12 protein-coding genes are annotated in these 15,625 nt (G+C 61.6%); 8 read left to right on the plus strand and 4 right to left on the minus strand.

Annotation, left to right across the window (positions count from 1 at the left end):
- Positions 1-83 precede the first annotated feature (83 nt).
- Positions 84-1,436 carry a TAXI family TRAP transporter solute-binding subunit gene (locus IGS58_RS18125; RefSeq protein ID WP_230522297.1) on the plus strand — a complete coding sequence of 451 codons (1,353 nt, stop codon included), beginning with the start codon at positions 84-86 and terminating at the stop codon, positions 1,434-1,436.
- Positions 1,437-1,449: 13 nt separating this feature from the next.
- Here IGS58_RS18125 and IGS58_RS18130 read toward each other — a convergent pair whose 3' ends face one another.
- From IGS58_RS18130 to IGS58_RS18140, 3 genes are all read right to left on the minus strand, one after another.
- Entirely contained in the window at positions 1,450-1,734 is a 285-nt protein-coding gene (locus tag IGS58_RS18130; RefSeq protein WP_077400232.1) for an XRE family transcriptional regulator, read from the minus strand.
- Complete coding sequence (locus IGS58_RS18135) at positions 1,731-2,081, minus strand: type II toxin-antitoxin system RelE/ParE family toxin (protein WP_230522298.1); 351 nt, start codon at positions 2,079-2,081, stop codon at positions 1,731-1,733. Before IGS58_RS18135 ends, IGS58_RS18130 begins: the two co-directional genes overlap by 4 nt.
- Before the next feature lie 155 nt (positions 2,082-2,236).
- Positions 2,237-2,698 carry a rhodanese-like domain-containing protein gene (locus tag IGS58_RS18140; RefSeq protein WP_092611821.1) on the minus strand — a complete coding sequence of 154 codons (462 nt, stop codon included), beginning with the start codon at positions 2,696-2,698 and terminating at the stop codon, positions 2,237-2,239.
- Between the two features lie 384 nt (positions 2,699-3,082).
- Between IGS58_RS18140 and glnA the strand changes: the two genes are divergently transcribed.
- From glnA to IGS58_RS18175, 7 genes are all read left to right on the plus strand, one after another.
- The gene (gene glnA, locus IGS58_RS18145; RefSeq protein WP_029496182.1) at positions 3,083-4,498 is read left to right on the plus strand and encodes a type I glutamate--ammonia ligase; all 1,416 of its coding nucleotides are present in this window, start codon (positions 3,083-3,085) and stop codon (positions 4,496-4,498) included.
- Positions 4,499-4,654: 156 nt separating this feature from the next.
- On the plus strand, positions 4,655-5,164 hold the full coding sequence (locus IGS58_RS18150) for a DUF4124 domain-containing protein (RefSeq protein WP_329958009.1): 510 nt from the start codon (positions 4,655-4,657) through the stop codon (positions 5,162-5,164).
- 5 nt (positions 5,165-5,169) lie between these two features.
- Positions 5,170-6,258, plus strand: a complete 1,089-nt coding sequence (gene glnL / locus IGS58_RS18155; RefSeq protein WP_034782484.1) for a nitrogen regulation protein NR(II) — start codon at positions 5,170-5,172, stop codon at positions 6,256-6,258.
- A gap of 48 nt (positions 6,259-6,306) precedes the next feature.
- Positions 6,307-7,797: a nitrogen regulation protein NR(I) gene (gene ntrC, locus IGS58_RS18160; protein ID WP_230522299.1), complete on the plus strand. Its 1,491-nt coding sequence runs from the start codon at positions 6,307-6,309 to the stop codon at positions 7,795-7,797.
- Between the two features lie 140 nt (positions 7,798-7,937).
- Positions 7,938-8,903 carry a magnesium/cobalt transporter CorA gene (gene corA, locus IGS58_RS18165; protein ID WP_034760218.1) on the plus strand — a complete coding sequence of 322 codons (966 nt, stop codon included), beginning with the start codon at positions 7,938-7,940 and terminating at the stop codon, positions 8,901-8,903.
- A gap of 134 nt (positions 8,904-9,037) precedes the next feature.
- The gene (locus IGS58_RS18170; RefSeq protein WP_230522300.1) at positions 9,038-10,411 is read left to right on the plus strand and encodes a GAF domain-containing sensor histidine kinase; all 1,374 of its coding nucleotides are present in this window, start codon (positions 9,038-9,040) and stop codon (positions 10,409-10,411) included.
- Positions 10,412-10,721: 310 nt separating this feature from the next.
- Positions 10,722-13,538 (plus strand): TonB-dependent receptor plug domain-containing protein, encoded by a 2,817-nt coding sequence (locus IGS58_RS18175; protein WP_070260042.1) that lies wholly within the window; start codon positions 10,722-10,724, stop codon positions 13,536-13,538.
- Positions 13,539-13,614: 76 nt separating this feature from the next.
- Here IGS58_RS18175 and IGS58_RS18180 read toward each other — a convergent pair whose 3' ends face one another.
- On the minus strand, positions 13,615-15,246 hold the full coding sequence (locus IGS58_RS18180; protein ID WP_070260040.1) for an NAD(P)/FAD-dependent oxidoreductase: 1,632 nt from the start codon (positions 15,244-15,246) through the stop codon (positions 13,615-13,617).
- Positions 15,247-15,625: the final 379 nt, after the last annotated feature.

A 15,625-nucleotide genomic window follows, 5' to 3' on the forward strand; every position in this document is an offset into this window, starting at 1 on the left:
GCCACGCCGCGCATGTGAAAGTGCCTTGCATAGTTGGGGTTTTCTTGGCATCGTAGCCACCCATGAAACCTATGCGCCACCACATGTCCAAAATCCTCGCGTTCAGCCGCTTTTCCGTGCGCGACTTCCTCGCCACCGCCGGTCCCACCTTGCTGCTGGTCGGCGCGTTTTGCGCGCTCGCCTACTGGCTGGTCGACCCGGCGCCGCCACGCCAGGTGAGCCTGTCGACGGGGCAGGACAATAGCGCGTATGAGGAGTTCGGCAAGAAATATGCGGCCACCTTGGCCAAGCACGGCATCAAGGTGACCTTGCAGCCGTCGCTGGGTTCGCAGGAAAACCTGCAGCGCTTAAATAGCGGCACGACCGATATCGCCTTCGTGCAAAGCGGCTCGACGGAACATGACGATGCCGAGCGCCATGGCTTGATTTCCCTGGGCAGCCTGTTTACGGAGCCCGTCTGGCTGTTCATGCGCGAAGACAAGGCCGTGACGGAGCTGACGCAACTGAAGGGCATGAAGATCAACCTGGGACCGGAAGGCACGGGCGTGCCCGGCCTGTTTCGCCAGTTGCTGTCTGTCAATGGCGTCGAAGCCAAGGAGCTGACCGTCAGCGACTTGCAGAACACGCCTGCCACGGTGGAGTTGCTGGAAGGGCGCATCGACGGTCTCGTGTTCAGCTCGGCCCCGGAAGCGCCGTTGATCCAGATGCTGTTGCAAACGCCGGGCATCAAGCTGTTTGATTTTTCGCAAGCGGAAGCGTATACGCGGCGCCTGCCTTTCCTCACCCATGTCGTCTTGCCGCGCGGCATCGTCGACCTGGGGCAGAACATTCCCGCGCAGGATTATCACCTGATCGCGCCGACCGCCACTTTGGTCGCGCGCGAAGACTTGCATCCTGCCCTGGTCGACCTGTTCGTGCAGGCGGCGGCCGGCATCCATGGCGGCACCGGCTGGTTCCAGCAGCAGGGGCAGTTCCCATCCGCGCGCTACACGGAAATTCCCGTGGCACCGGAAGCGCTGAAATTCTACAAGGATGGCGCGCCCGTGTTGCAGCGCTACATGAGTTTCTGGCTGGCCAATTTCTTTGACCGCATGTGGGTGCTGGTGGTGGCGCTCGGCGCCTTGATATTGCCCCTGTCGCGCGTGGTGCCGCCCCTGTACGTGTGGCGCATCCGCTCGCGCGTGTACCGCTGGTACGGCCAGCTGCGCACGGTCGAGCAGGCGCTGGAAGACGTGCCGCAAGAGCAGCGCGCGCAAGTCTATGCGGCGCAATTGCAACGGTTGGACCAGATCGAGGAAATGGTCAACCAGATCTCGATTCCCCTGTCGTTTGCCGATGGTTTGTATGGCTTGCGTAGCCACATCAATTTCGTGCGCAAGCGCATCTTGACCCTGATGGGCGAACATCCGGCGCTGGAAACGGGCGAGCCGGCCTGAACGTTGAACCCGCTTAAACGAGGGTGATCGACAGCTTGCGCCCGACCAGCGCGGCGGCCCGCTCCAGGGTGGAGAGCGTCACGTCGCTGCTGGGGTCGAGCAGGCGGTCGAGTTGCGAACGGCTCGTCTGCAGCAGTGCCGCCATGCGCGTCTTCGACAGCGATTGTTCCTGCATGGCCTGCGTCAGTTGCCAGGCGATCACTTCCTTGATAGCACGGGTTTGCGTTTGCTCAAAGATGCCTTCTTCCTTGAGGAAGTCGTCGAGACTGCTGCCGAGGTGGGGAGCGGTGGCGTTCATGTCAATTCCTTGTGGCGTTTGCGGGCCAGCGCCAGGTCGTTGTCCGGCGTGGCGCGGGTTTTCTTGATAAAGCCGTGCAGCGCCACCAGGCAATCGCCGTGATGGCAGATCAGCACGCGCGCGATGCGGTTGCCGGGCAAGCTGCTGCGCACTTCCGACACACCGTGCCCCAAGTGGCGGCACAGGGGCATGCCCACGGGCCAGCGCCATTGCGCATGCATCAAGTCTTGCCCGATCACATGACGCTCTTCGATGGGTAAGGATTTGAGCCAGTCGCGCACGGGTTCGCCGCCATTGCCGTTCGCATAGAACAGCAGGGTAATCTGCCGCAAGCCGGAAGCATCCATGACGCACCTCTACGTTGTACTATATAAGGTACATGTTCGCAAGGAGAATCGGCGCCGCTCTTGAAAAATCGGCGCGCATGGATGGTTGTAGCCGATGGCGGACCGCATGGTGGCCCGCCAGATCAAACACTGTTCAGATAGTTCGGCTGCCAGTGTCAGGCGCCCAGCCACGGCAGGCCCGCCTTGCACCAGCCGCCGATCTGTTTGCGGTGGCCGTCGGCGTCCTTGTCGCCCTCGAAGCCTTCGAGGATGTCGAAGCAGTTCATGTAGCCGTGCTCGGTCGCCAGCTTGGCGGCATGGCGCGAACGCACGCCGGAGCGGCACAGGAACAGCAGCACCTCATCCTTGCCGGCCTGGGCCGCCAGTTGTGCGAGGAAGTCGGGATTCGGCACGCCGCCCGGGTAGGTGGCCCACTGCACCGCACCATGCTGGGTATCGGCGATGTCGACCCGGCCGACCCAGTCGCGCTCGGCATTCGTGCGTACATCGATGAGCTTGGCGGCGGCATCGCCTTGCAGCAGGTCGTACGCCTCCTGCGGCGTGACGGCGCCGGCATACGGCGTGCCTTCATTGGCCCGGCTGCGGGCGGTGGTCAGGATGTCGGCGGCGGTAGTCATGGCGTCCTCGATGAAAGTGGGCAGGTGTGTACGATTATAGTGCGCTGTCCGCGCCCCGCAAACGGGAAACCATGGTGCACAGTCTTTGCACCACAACGAGGCATTTTCCAGAAATCCGCACAAAATGCACGATAATGGTGCGTTATTCGTTTTTTGCACTTGCATAGTGCATTCTTGATTTGACGCAAACGCAGCAGGAAAATCGCGGGCATGAAACTTTCACTGGGATGGCAGTAATTTTGTTGCCGGCACCAGGGGGCTCCTGGAGCTGGCATGGAATCTGCTATGATCCTTATGAGTTTTGGTGGCACGCAATGTTTGCTTCGCTTCATCAGCCCAGACGCACTAAGGTCGGCTCACCCCACATTCATTTAGGAGATACGCATGGCAATGACAGCCGCAGAAGTCTTGAAGATGGTAGAAGAAAACGAAGTCAAATTCGTTGATTTCCGCTTTGCCGATACCCGTGGTAAAGAGCAGCACGTGACGGTTCCCGTGTCGCACTTCGACATGGACAAATTCGAGTCGGGCCACGCCTTTGACGGTTCTTCGATCGCTGGCTGGAAAGGCATTGAAGCGTCCGACATGATCTTGCTGCCGGATCCAAACACGGCCAATATCGATCCGTTCATGGAAGAAACGACCCTGTTCATGCAGTGCGACGTGATCGAACCGTCGGACGGCAAGGGCTATGACCGCGACCCGCGCTCGATCGCGAAACGCGCCGAAGCCTACCTGAAATCGTCGGGCATGGGCGACACCGCCTACTTCGGCCCTGAGCCGGAATTCTTCATCTTCGACAGCGTGCGCTGGAAGATCGACATGTCGGGCTGCTTCGTCAAGATCGGTTCGGACGAAGGTTCGTGGTCGACCGGCAAGGACATCGAAGGCGGCAACAGCGGCCACCGTCCTACCGTCAAGGGCGGCTACTTCCCCGTGCCACCAGTGGACAGCTTCCAGGACATGCGTTCGGAAATGTGCCTGATCCTTGAGTCCTTGGGCATCCCGGTTGAGGTACATCATCACGAAGTGGCCGGCGCCGGCCAGAATGAAATCGGCACCAAGTTCTCGACCCTGGTCGAGCGCGCCGACTGGACGCAAAACCTGAAATACGTGGTGTGGAACGTGGCGCACAGCTATGGCAAGACCGCCACCTTCATGCCGAAACCTATCGTTGGCGACAACGGTTCGGGCATGCACGTGCATCAATCCGTATGGAAAGATGGCAAAAACCTGTTCGCTGGCGACGGCTATGCCGGCCTGTCCGATTTCGCCCTGTACTACATCGGCGGCATCATCAAGCACGCCAAGGCACTGAACGCGATCACCAACCCGGGCACCAACTCGTACAAGCGTCTGGTACCAGGCTACGAAGCCCCAGTGAAACTGGCGTATTCGGCGAAAAACCGTTCCGCCTCGATCCGCATCCCGCACGTGGCCAATCCAAAAGGCCGCCGCGTCGAAGCGCGCTTCCCGGATCCACTGGCGAACCCGTACCTGTGCTTCGCCGCACTGCTGATGGCCGGCCTGGACGGCGTTGCCAACAAGATCCATCCGGGCGAAGCCGCCTCGAAAGATCTGTACCATCTGCCGCCGGAAGAAGACGCACTGATCCCGACCGTGTGCGCTTCGCTGGAAGAAGCTCTGGACGCACTGGACAAGGACCGTGAGTTCCTGACCCGTGGCGGCGTGTTCAGCGATTCGATGATCGACGCTTACCTGGAACTGAAAATGCAGGACGTACAGCGCATGCGCATGACCACGCATCCTGCCGAGTTCGACATGTACTACTCGCTGTAATGGCGCCATGCCGGCAATGTGCCGGTAGTGAATAAAAAACGCGGGTGAGGCGATGGTCTTGCCCGCGTTTTTTTATGCAGTACGCCAAGGCGGTGATCGTGCGGTGTTGTATAGTCGGCCCAGGAACGATGCGGCATGTGCCGACAGGAGTGAAGATTGACCAAGCATTACAGAATGGCGCTGATGGCAGGATTGCTGGGCGCGGCGGCACAGGCGCACGGGCAGCTGTATGTGTGCGCCGATGCGCAAGGACACAAGACGTACACGGACAAGCGGGCTGGCGCGCATTGCCAGTTGCTCGATTTACCGGGCGCCATGACGGAGCCGCCACGCAAGACGGCGCCGCTGGCCGGCGCGCCTGCCCGGCCCGCCATGCAGGCGGCGGCCACGGCGGCGCCTGCCGCCGGCGCGTTTCCCAAGGTCGATGGCGCCGAGCAGCGCGCGCGCGACCTGGACCGGCGCCAGATCCTGCAGGACGAATTGCGCAGCGAAGAGCTGAAATTGGCGGCACAGCGCCTGGAGTTCAACGCCGGCCAGCCCGAGCGTCAGGGCAATGAGCGCAACTATGCGAAATACCAGGAACGGGTGGCGCAATTGAAGGACAACATTAGCCGAACACAGCAGAACGTCGAGGCCCTGAAACGCGAGATCGCGAATATTCGGTAAAGCACATGACACCAGACAACCATTCCAGCCGTCCCGCCCACCTGGCCGGCCTTGATTTGCTCGCTTCAGCCGTGATCCTGCTCGACGGCGACGGCCGCATCAGCTATGCCAACGCGGCGGCGGAAAACCTGCTGGAAAGCTCATTGAAAGCCCTGTCGCGGCAAAAGCTGACGGCGCTGTTCCTCAATCCCGACGAGCTGTCCGGTATTTGCGCGCAGGCGCTCGAACATAAATTTTCCGACTTGCGGCAGGACCTGAGCCTGGAACGCCTGGGGCGCGAACCGCTGCGTGTGCACAGCATCATCAGCGCGCTCGACGCGCCGCGCGACGGCGTGCTGATCGAGCTGCGCGAAAACGTGCAGCAGCTAAAGCTCGACCGCGAGGAGCGCATCCTCGACCAGAGCCAGGTCAACAAGGAGCTGATCCGCAACCTGGCGCATGAAATCAAGAACCCGCTGGGCGGCATCCGCGGCGCGGCCCAGCTGCTGGAGCTGGAATTGCCGGCCCTGCACCTGAGCGAGCTGCGCGAATACACGCAAGTCATCATCAAGGAAGCGGACCGCCTGCAAACCCTGGTCGACCGCCTGCTGGCGCCGCACCGCCGCCCGCATATCGTGGGCGACGTGAATATCCACGAAGTGTGCGAGCGCGTGCGCAGCCTGATCCTGGCCGAATTTCCCAGTGGCTTGACTATTTCGCGCGATTACGATGCCTCGATCCCCGAGTTTCGCGGCGACAAGGAACAATTGATACAAACCGTGCTCAACATCGCGCACAACGCGGCGCAAGCCCTGGCCGAGCGCATCGAGGCGGGCGATGCGGAGCTGATTTTCAAGACGCGCGTGGCGCGCCAGGTGACCTTGGCCAAGGTCCGTTACGGCCTGGCATTAGACTTGCATATCATTGACAATGGACCGGGCATCGCACCCCAGATCCGCGACCGGATTTTCTACCCGCTGGTGTCGGGCAGGGAAGGCGGCAGCGGGTTGGGACTGACCTTGGCGCAAACCTTCGTGCAACAGCACCTGGGCGTGATCGAGTGCGAAAGCCGGCCTGGATACACCGATTTCAGGATCGTTCTACCCTTGCCATAAGCGAGGAGGTATCCCACCCATGAAATCCATTGCGGGACGCACACACTAATGAAGCCAATCTGGATAGTTGACGACGACGAATCAATCCGCTGGGTGCTGGAAAAAGCCCTGGCGCGGGAAAATCTCGCCACCAAGAGTTTTGCCAATGCGCGCGACGCCATCGCCGCACTGGAATTTGACACGCCGCAAGTGCTCGTGTCCGATATCCGCATGCCGGGCGCATCCGGCCTGGAATTGCTGCAGACGGTCAAGTCGCGTTTTCCCGGCTTGCCGGTCATCATCATCACGGCCTTTTCCGACCTCGATTCGGCCGTCGCAGCCTTCCAGGGCGGCGCCTTCGAATACCTGGCGAAACCCTTCGATATCGACAAGGCCGTCGAGCTGATCCGCCGCGCGCTGGAAGAAAGCCTGCGCGAGACCAGCGTCGAGTCGGGCCCGTCGGAGACGCCGGAAATCCTCGGCCAGGCGCCGGCCATGCAGGAAGTCTTCCGCGCCATCGGCCGCTTGTCGCAATCGAATGTGACGGTGCTGATCACGGGTGAATCCGGTTCCGGCAAGGAACTCGTGGCGCGCGCGCTGCACAAGCACAGCCCACGCGCGGCGCAGCCTTTCATTGCCCTGAACACGGCGGCGATCCCGAAGGATTTGCTGGAGTCCGAACTGTTCGGCCACGAACGGGGCGCATTTACGGGCGCGCAAACGACGCGCCGGGGCCGCTTCGAGCAAGCCGAGAACGGCACTTTGTTCCTCGATGAAATCGGCGACATGCCGTTCGACCTGCAGACCCGCTTGCTGCGCGTGCTGTCCGACGGCCATTTCTACCGCGTCGGCGGGCATCAGCCCATGAAGGCGAACGTGCGCGTCATTACCGCCACGCACCAGAATCTCGAGCAGCGCGTGCGCGACGGCCTGTTCCGCGAAGACTTGTATCACCGCCTGAACGTGATCCGCCTGCGCCTGCCCAGTTTGAGGGAGCGGCGCGAGGATATCCCCATCCTGGTGCGCCACTTCCTGGTGCAAAGCGCGCGCCAGCTGGGTGTGGAAGCCAAGCGCATGAGCGAGCCGACGATGCAGTTCCTCAGCAGCCTCGATTTGCCCGGCAATGTGCGCCAGCTGGAAAACCTGTGCAACTGGATCACCGTCATGGCGCCGGGCCAGACGGTGGAAATCAAGGACTTGCCGCTGGAATTGACGCAGGGGCAGGGCGATGGCGCGGCCACCGCGGCGGCGGGCGAAGCTGCGCCGGCGGCCGTGGCTCATCCGCATGGCGGCCAGGTCTTCGAGGCGGCCGCACCCGCCAACGGCGCGCCGCCGGGCTGGATCGGTTTACTGGAATTGCAGGCGGCCGGCATGCTGGGGGCAGGGCAGCAGGAGGTCATGGCCGTGCTGGGACGCCAGTTCGAGTCGGCCCTGATCAAGACGGCGCTCAAGCATACGCACGGGCGCAAGAACGATGCCGCCGTGCGCCTGGGCATCGGCCGCAACACCATCACCCGCAAGATATCCGAACTGGGCATCGACGGCGCCAAGGAAGATTGACGTCTTGCCGGACGGGGGCTCCCCCCGTCCGCTTTTTCTTGCGGTGTTCCTTGCACGCCACAACACCCACAGCAGGCGATAAGGTAAGCTGGCGCCTGCCGGACTGTTTCGTCCGGTGTTAACTTGAACTGTGGAATAGCATGCTCATAAACTGCGTGGCCTACCAGGATGGCAAAAAACTGGCCGACTTGCCGATCGACGACATCAGCGACTACGTCGAGCGCCCCGATTGCTTCGTCTGGGTAGCCCTGCTCGACGCTACGCCGGACGAGCTGAAACAGATGCAGCACGAGTTTTGCCTGCATGAACTGGCGGTGGAAGACGCGCAACGGGGTCACCAGCGCCCGAAGATCGAGGAATATGGCGATTCCCTGTTTGCCGTCGTGAAAACTGTGGAAATGGTCGAGAACGAACTGGTGTTGGGCGAAGTCGACATTTTCGTGGGCGCCAATTACGTGCTTTCGTCGCGCAGCAACAGCTCGCAAGGGTTCCTTGGCGTCCGTGCGCGCGCCGAGCGTGAACCGCACTTGCTGCGTCAGGGCTCCGCCTTTGTGCTGTATGCGCTGATGGACGCCGTCGTCGACCGTTACTTTCCCGTGCTCGACGCGCTGGAATCGGAACTGGAACTGATCGAGGACCGCATCTTCGACCGTGGCACCGAGCGCGACAATATCGAACGCCTGTATCAATTGAAGCGCAAGGTCATGGTCTTGCGCCACGTGGTGGCGCCCCTGATGGAAGCGGTGGGCAAGCTGCATGGCGGCCGCGTGCCGCCCCTGTGCCACGATACCCAGGAGTATTTCCGTGACGTGCATGACCATCTGGCACGCATCAACGGCACGCTCGACACGATCCGCGACACGATCAGCACGGCGATTCAGGTGAATCTGTCGATGGTGGCCATCGACGAGAGCGAAGTGAACAAGCAATTGGCGGCCTGGGCCGCTATTTTCGCCGTGTTCACGGCGTTTGCCGGCATCTGGGGCATGAACTTCAAGTTCATGCCGGAGCTGGACTGGCATTATGGCTACCCGGCCGCCGTGGCAGTGATGAGCTGTGTCTGCGGTTATATGTATTACTTGTTCAAGCGTTCCGGCTGGCTATAAAAAATTCCTGTGTATCTGTATTATTAAACAATAGCCAGGGGTACAATCGCGGCAGGTCCGCTGGGGCGGGCCATGGCTGAGAGTCGCCGCGCCGGCAAGTGTGCCTGCGCTTCCGGTGCTGCGCAGGAGCATTCATGAGTATTCCGTTGTTTGATGTGAATTCGCAAGAACCCCTGTTCGATGCCGAGCAGCGGCGCACCTTGGCGGAAGCGGCGCTGCGCTCGATTACCGCCTCGACGGCGCATGCCCGTGGCGACGACTTCCTGCGCATCCTCGTCAAGGACCTGGCCGAAGCGCTCGACGTGCGCTATGTGATCGCCGGGCGGCTGGTGCGCCTGGACGACGGCAGCGAAGGCATCCGCACCCTCGCCCTGTGGGGCGGCGACGGCTACCAGCCGAATATCGAATACAGCCTGCAGCACACGCCTTGCCAGGACGTGACTTGCCAGAGCATGTGTTTTCATGGCAGCGACATCCAGCGTCGCTTTCCATTCGATAGCCTCCTCGTCGACATGCGGGCGGAAAGCTATGTCGGCATGCCGCTGATCGATACCGATGGCAAGACCCTGGGCATCCTGTCGGCCATCGACACGCGGCCCATCGATGAAAACAAGCGCTTGCTGGCGCTGCTGCTGCTGTCGATCTTCTCGGCGCGCGGCGCGGCCGAGCTGCAGCACCAGGAGCGCACCCAGCAGCTGGAAGAAATCGTGCGCGTGCGCACCGAGTCGCTGCTGGCGGCGCAAGCGAACCTGATCGAGCAGGAACAGATGGCGGCGCTCGGTTCGCTGGTGGCCGGCGTCTCGCATGAAGTCAACACGCCCATCGGCGTGGCGCTGACGGCGGCGTCGAGCATGGGCAGCTATGCCGACCAGCTGGTACAGCTGCTGGGCGGCGCCAAGGTCAGCCGCGCCGAACTGATCGACATTGCCGAATCCTTGAAAGGCGCGGCCGCCCTGGTCGAGCGCAACCTGGCGCGCGCTGCCGACCTGATCGGCAATTTCAAGCAGCTGGCAGTGGACCAGGTCAGCGAATACGTGGCCGACCTGGCCCTGCACGACTATGTGCACGGCCTGGTATCGGCGCACAGTCCGGAACTGCGCAAGGCGGCGCTCGGCGTGGAACTCGATATCGCCCCCGATTGCCAGGTGCGCCTGGCGGCCGGCAAGCTGTCGCAAATCCTCTCGAACCTGCTGATGAACAGCGCCCGCCATGGCTATCCGCAAGGCGGGCCGGGGCGCATCACGATACGCGCGCGCATCGAGGCGGATGGCACTGACGCGCCTGCGCGCTGGCTGCTGCTGGATTTTTCCGACGACGGCATCGGCCTCGCGCCGGCCGTGCGCGAGCATATGTTTGAACCGTTTTTCACTACCAAGCGGGGCCAGGGCGGCTCCGGCCTGGGCATGCACATCGTCTACACGATCGTGCAGCAACTGGGCGGCCAGGTGTGCGCCATCGACAGCACTCCCGGCTGTCATATACAGATCAGGCTGCCGCTGGCCGGCTAGGCTGCTGACCAGGCCTGCGTTTGCGCCACCTCCAGGTGGCCTGCTTGATCCATCCTCCTTTGTTTTCACAATGTTGTATGCACGCCATACACGTGCTGAGTTCTGTTGACACCAAGATTGGCATTGTGATTCTATGTAGTTTCCAAGTTAACTTTCAGTTGTCTAGTGTCTTTTTCCGCGCAAATACGTGGAGCTCCCTGCTGGGGCCGGGACCTGAAAAATGTGCGGTGCAAGAGTGCCTTGAAGTGAACGACTGCAGTGCGGATACCAGATCCGTTGCTTGTATAACGTACAATGAAAAGGGGTCACCATGCTTAAAGAAACCGTCATCTCCCATGCCGTGCGCATCGTTTGCGCTGGCGGCGTGGCAGCGGCGCTGTCCGTTGCGTCACAGTCGGCGATCGCGCAGGATGCGCAAGGGGCCGATACGCAGATCCAGCGCGTGGAAGTCACGGGCTCGTCGATCAAGCGCATCGCCGCCGAAGGCGCCTTGCCGGTCACCGTCCTGACCGCTGAAGCCATCCGAACCTCGGGTGCCACCTCGGTCACCGATCTGGTCAAGAAACTCTCTTCCGCCCAGGGCGCCACCAGTGAAAGTTCCTCGGTGGGCGGCAGCACCTTTGGTTTCTCCGGTATTTCCGTGCATAACGTGGGTGAGACGCGTACGCTCGTCTTGCTGAACGGCAAGCGCCTGGCCCAGTTCGGCGGCCAGACGCTGACCGGTTTTGCCGCCGGTTTCGATTTGAATTCGATTCCCATTTCAGCCATTCAGCGCGTCGAACTGCTGACTGACGGCGCTTCCGCGCTGTACGGCGCCGACGCCATTGCCGGCGTGGTCAACTTCATTACCAAGCACGACACGACAGAAGGCGATGTGTCCATCGGCTATTCCGCACCAAAAAACGGTGCGCGCGAGAAACGCATCAGCGCCACCAAGGGCTTTGGCAACCTGGAAGACGATGGCTACAATGTGGTGCTGACCTTTGGCCACGACGAGCGCGACAAGCTCGCTTCCGTCGACCGCAAGTTCGCCAGCACGGGCAAGGTGCAATTTTCGGCCAACGGCAAGCGCTATCAGAAGCAGCAATTCTCGGCCAGCCCGATTCCGGCCAACGCCACCGATGACAATGGCCAGTTGATCAGTCCTTTCCAGAAGAGCAACGGGTCCTGTCCCGAGAAGACGTTCCGCGTGATCGAACCGTATAACGATGGCAGCGGCCTGGTCGATGACTACTGCGGCTACGATTTCACCAAGGATCTGGAAATCTATCCGGAACGCAAGCGTGACAACTTCATGGCCTCTGGCACCTTCAAGATTGCCGGCCACGAAGTGTTTGCGGACGTGCTGCTGTCGCGCACCAAGCAAACCTCGCGCATCGCGCCCGTCCCTGGCGCCATTGCCGTGGATGCAGGCACGCCCCTGCATGACAAGTATTTATTGCCAATCGGTATTACTGGCGACAGCACGGCTTTTTACCGGCTGTTCGACATGGGCCAGCGTACCTCGAAGGATACGGCTGACTTCGCCAGCGTGGTGGTCGGTACGCGCGGCGTCGCTGCCGGCTGGGATTACAACGCCTCGTACAACTTCTCGGAAAGCCGCGTAAAAGGCAGTATTTCCGGCTATCCTGGCGCCATCGCCGTCAACAATCTCACGTCAAGCGGCTTGCTCGACCCCTTCGTCGGCCCGGGCAAGCAGTCCACTGCGGCGCAGGAAGCCATCAAAAGCGCCACTTTCTCCGGTTACTGGGATGGCGGCACCTCGCGCTTGCAAACCATCAATTTGAATGGGTCGACGGAAGTGCGGCGTCTGGCTGGCGGCGCCATGATGTTGGGCGTGGGCGCCAACATCAACCGCGAGGAATTCTCGGCCAAGCCGAGCCCGTTTGCGCAAGGCATCCTGGCCGATCCCGTAAAAGGCACTTTGTGCGGCGGTACGACGGGCCTGGAATGCGACCAGCGTTTCGGCGACGCGGCCAGCAGCCAGCCATACAGCGCCAGCCGCACCTCGAAGGGCATCTTTGGCGAAGTTATCGCACCTGTGCTGAAAGAACTGGAACTGGGTGCGGCCTTGCGTTTCGATGACTTCTCGGACTTCGGCGGCGCCACCACGGCCAAGGCCAGCTTCAAGTGGACGCCGGCGCCCACCTTGCTGATCCGCGGTTCGGTCGGTAATGGCTTCCATGCGCCGACCGTGCCGCAAGTGAATGCCTTGCAGCGCGGCTATGGTGTCACCAGCGACAAGTACACGTGCTCGCCAGCCTTGCAAGCCATCGCCACGCGCCTGAATGCACAATGCCAGCCAGGCAATCGCCAGTACGATCAGCTGGCCGGCGGCAACCGCGACTTGCAGCCCGAGAAATCGAAACAGGCGACCATCGGTTTCCGTTACGAGCCGATCAGCGCCATCACCCTGGGCGCCGACCTGTGGCATGTGCAGATCCGCGATTCCTTCGGCCAGCTGACGGAACAGCTGGTATTCGCCAATCCGGCCAACTTCCCGAAATCCTGGGGCGTCAACAAGGACGTGGGCACGGGGACGACCTACCTGGCCTTCCTGGCGGATAACCAGAACCTCGGTAAATCGTTTGCCACCGGCGTCGATATCGACGTCAGCGCCCGTTACCGCTCCGGCATCGGCCTGTTCACGTCGCAGCTGAATGCGACGCAGATGCTGCGCGAGGATGTGCAGCTGGAACGCGATGGCCAATATTATTCGGCGCTGGGCAACTTTGCCGATCTGGGCACGGTGACTTTCCGCACGCGCGGCCAGTGGACGAATACCCTGAAAACGGGCAACTGGGCCAATTCGCTGACGGTCAACTTCCTGTCCGGCTACAAGGACCAGGAAACGTCGGTCGATGTGCTTGACGCTTCGGGCGCCGTGACGGGCCAGGAAAAGATCCGAATGAAAGTGGGCTTCTATTCGACGCTCGACTGGCAAACGGTATGGACGCCCAGCAAGAGCTGGGTCCTCACCGCAGGCGTGCTGAACTTGACCGACAAGAGCCCGCCATTCGTGCCATCGACGTCCGGCGCGAACCGCGGCCAGCAATTCGGCTATGACGACCGCTACTACGATCCGCGCGGCCGCACTGGCTACCTGAATGCCTCGTACAAGTTTTAAGCAGCGCGCAGGCGTAAAAAAACCGGCACATGGTGCCGGTTTTTTTTCGTCACGCTGCAGGGCGGGGACAGCGTGCTTAGCCGCGTGCCGCCATCGACAGCGCCACCGCTTCAGCCACCTTGATGCCATCGACGGCCGCCGACAGGATGCCGCCCGCATAGCCGGCGCCTTCGCCCGCGGGGAACAGTCCCCGTGTATTCAGGCTTTGCAGGTCGTCGTCGCGGCGCTTGATGCGGATCGGCGAAGAGGTGCGCGTTTCCACGCCCGTCAGCACGGCGTCGGCCTTGTAATAGCCCTTGATCTGCTTGTTGAACGCCGGAAACGCTTCGCGCAGGGCCGTGATCGCGTATTCGGGCAGTGATGGCGCCAGGTCCGTCAAGTGTACGGCCGGCTTGTACGATGGCACCACGCTGCCAAATTCGGTCGAGGCGCGGCCTGCGACGAAGTCGCCGACCAATTGCCCTGGCGCATCGTAGTTGCCGCCTCCCAGGGCAAACGCGCGCTCTTCCAGTTCGCGTTGCAGGGCGATGCCGGCCAGCGGGTCGCCCGGGTAGTCGGCCGGCGTGATGCCGACCACGATGGCGCTGTTGGCGTTGCGCTCGTTGCGCGAATACTGGCTCATGCCGTTCGTCACCAGGCGCCCCGGTTCCGACGCGGCCGCCACCACGGTGCCGCCCGGGCACATGCAGAAGCTGTAGACGGAACGGCCATTGCTGGCATGGTGTACCAGCTTGTAGTCGGCCGCGCCCAGGATCGGGTGGCCCGCGCTGGGTCCGAAGCGGCAGCTGTCGATCAGGGATTGCGGGTGTTCCACGCGGAAGCCGATCGAAAACGGTTTCGCTTCGATGTACACGCCGCGGCGGTGCAGCATCTCGAAGGTGTCGCGCGCGCTGTGGCCGATGGCCAGCACGACGTGGTTGCTGGCGATGGTTTCGCCATTGTCCAGCACCACGCCACGCACCTGGCCGCCATCGCTGCCTGGCACGATGTCGAGATCGACCACTTTGCTGCTGAAGCGATATTCGCCGCCCAGCCGTTCGATATTGGCGCGCATTTCTTCCACCATCTTGACCAGGCGGAAGGTGCCGATGTGCGGTTTGCTCACGTACATGATTTCTTCAGGCGCGCCCGCCTTCACGAATTCCGTCAAGACCTTGCGGCCGTAGTGCTTGGGGTCCTTGATCTGGCTGTACAGCTTGCCGTCGGAAAAGGTGCCGGCGCCGCCTTCGCCGAACTGCACGTTCGATTCCGGGTTCAGTTCGCGCTTGCGCCAGAAGCCGAAGGTGTCGACCGTGCGTTCGCGCACCTGCTTGCCCCGCTCCAGGATGAGGGGGCGCAAGCCCATCTGCGCCAGGATCAGCGCCACGAACAAGCCGCAGGGGCCCGTGCCGATGACGATGGGGCGCGGTTCATTGGTGTGGCCGGCCAGCTGTTCGCCGCCGGCGACGAATTTATAGTCGGTGTCGGGCGCGGGCATCAGGTGCACATCGTGCTGCAGGCGCGCCAGCACGGCGGCCTCGTTCCTGACTTCAACGTGCAGCGAGTAAATCAGCACCACGGCGCTGCGCTTGCGCGCGTCATAGCTGCGTTTGAAGACGGTAAAGCCGAGCAAATCGGCGGCGGCTATGCCCAGGCGCGCCAGGATGGCGGCGGGCAGGGCCGCTTCGTCGTGTTCGAGGGGGAGTTTTACTTCGTTGAGTCGCAACATAATGATGGGTCCAAGGTTGGGGGCTATCTAGGCCCCATGAATAAAGCACGCAAAGACTGCCTGGCAAGCTGTTGCACCTTGCCAACCATAACTTGCGATGAGAAGGTTTTGCCAGGGAGGGAAGAGCGCAGTCCAGGCGCTATTTTACCCCTAGCGCTGCTATTTGCAGAGCATGTCAATGATGGCTGGCGGGTATGTGGGGCGGACGTTGCATGACGGCTGCGTCGTCGTCGATTTGCCATGGATGGTTCGGTTGTGTGTAAACAATATAAATAGTTAACGAGGTGTGACGGTTTGCTTGTCTTTTTTATTTAACAGTGCCGTAAAAATGTGATCCTTTTGCCAAACTTATTAATTGCGGAACCCGTATTTCTGAGCT

Origin of the sequence: Janthinobacterium sp. EB271-G4-7A, from assembly GCF_020858075.1 — a bacterium.
Taxonomy (GTDB): domain Bacteria; phylum Pseudomonadota; class Gammaproteobacteria; order Burkholderiales; family Burkholderiaceae_D; genus Janthinobacterium; species Janthinobacterium lividum.

Excerpts from the sequence above, each read along its gene's own strand:
- IGS58_RS18125 (WP_230522297.1), top strand. The coding sequence starts at position 84 with ATGTCCAAAATCCTCGCGTTCAGCCGCTTTTCCGTGCGCGACTTCCTC.
- IGS58_RS18130 (WP_077400232.1), bottom strand. The coding sequence starts at position 1,734 with ATGAACGCCACCGCTCCCCACCTCGGCAGCAGTCTCGACGACTTCCTC.
- IGS58_RS18135 (WP_230522298.1), bottom strand. The coding sequence starts at position 2,081 with ATGGATGCTTCCGGCTTGCGGCAGATTACCCTGCTGTTCTATGCGAAC.
- IGS58_RS18140 (WP_092611821.1), bottom strand. The coding sequence starts at position 2,698 with ATGACTACCGCCGCCGACATCCTGACCACCGCCCGCAGCCGGGCCAAT.
- glnA (WP_029496182.1), top strand. The coding sequence starts at position 3,083 with ATGGCAATGACAGCCGCAGAAGTCTTGAAGATGGTAGAAGAAAACGAA.
- glnL (WP_034782484.1), top strand. The coding sequence starts at position 5,170 with ATGACACCAGACAACCATTCCAGCCGTCCCGCCCACCTGGCCGGCCTT.
- ntrC (WP_230522299.1), top strand. The coding sequence starts at position 6,307 with ATGAAGCCAATCTGGATAGTTGACGACGACGAATCAATCCGCTGGGTG.
- corA (WP_034760218.1), top strand. The coding sequence starts at position 7,938 with ATGCTCATAAACTGCGTGGCCTACCAGGATGGCAAAAAACTGGCCGAC.
- IGS58_RS18170 (WP_230522300.1), top strand. The coding sequence starts at position 9,038 with ATGAGTATTCCGTTGTTTGATGTGAATTCGCAAGAACCCCTGTTCGAT.
- IGS58_RS18175 (WP_070260042.1), top strand. The coding sequence starts at position 10,722 with ATGCTTAAAGAAACCGTCATCTCCCATGCCGTGCGCATCGTTTGCGCT.
- IGS58_RS18180 (WP_070260040.1), bottom strand. The coding sequence starts at position 15,246 with ATGTTGCGACTCAACGAAGTAAAACTCCCCCTCGAACACGACGAAGCG.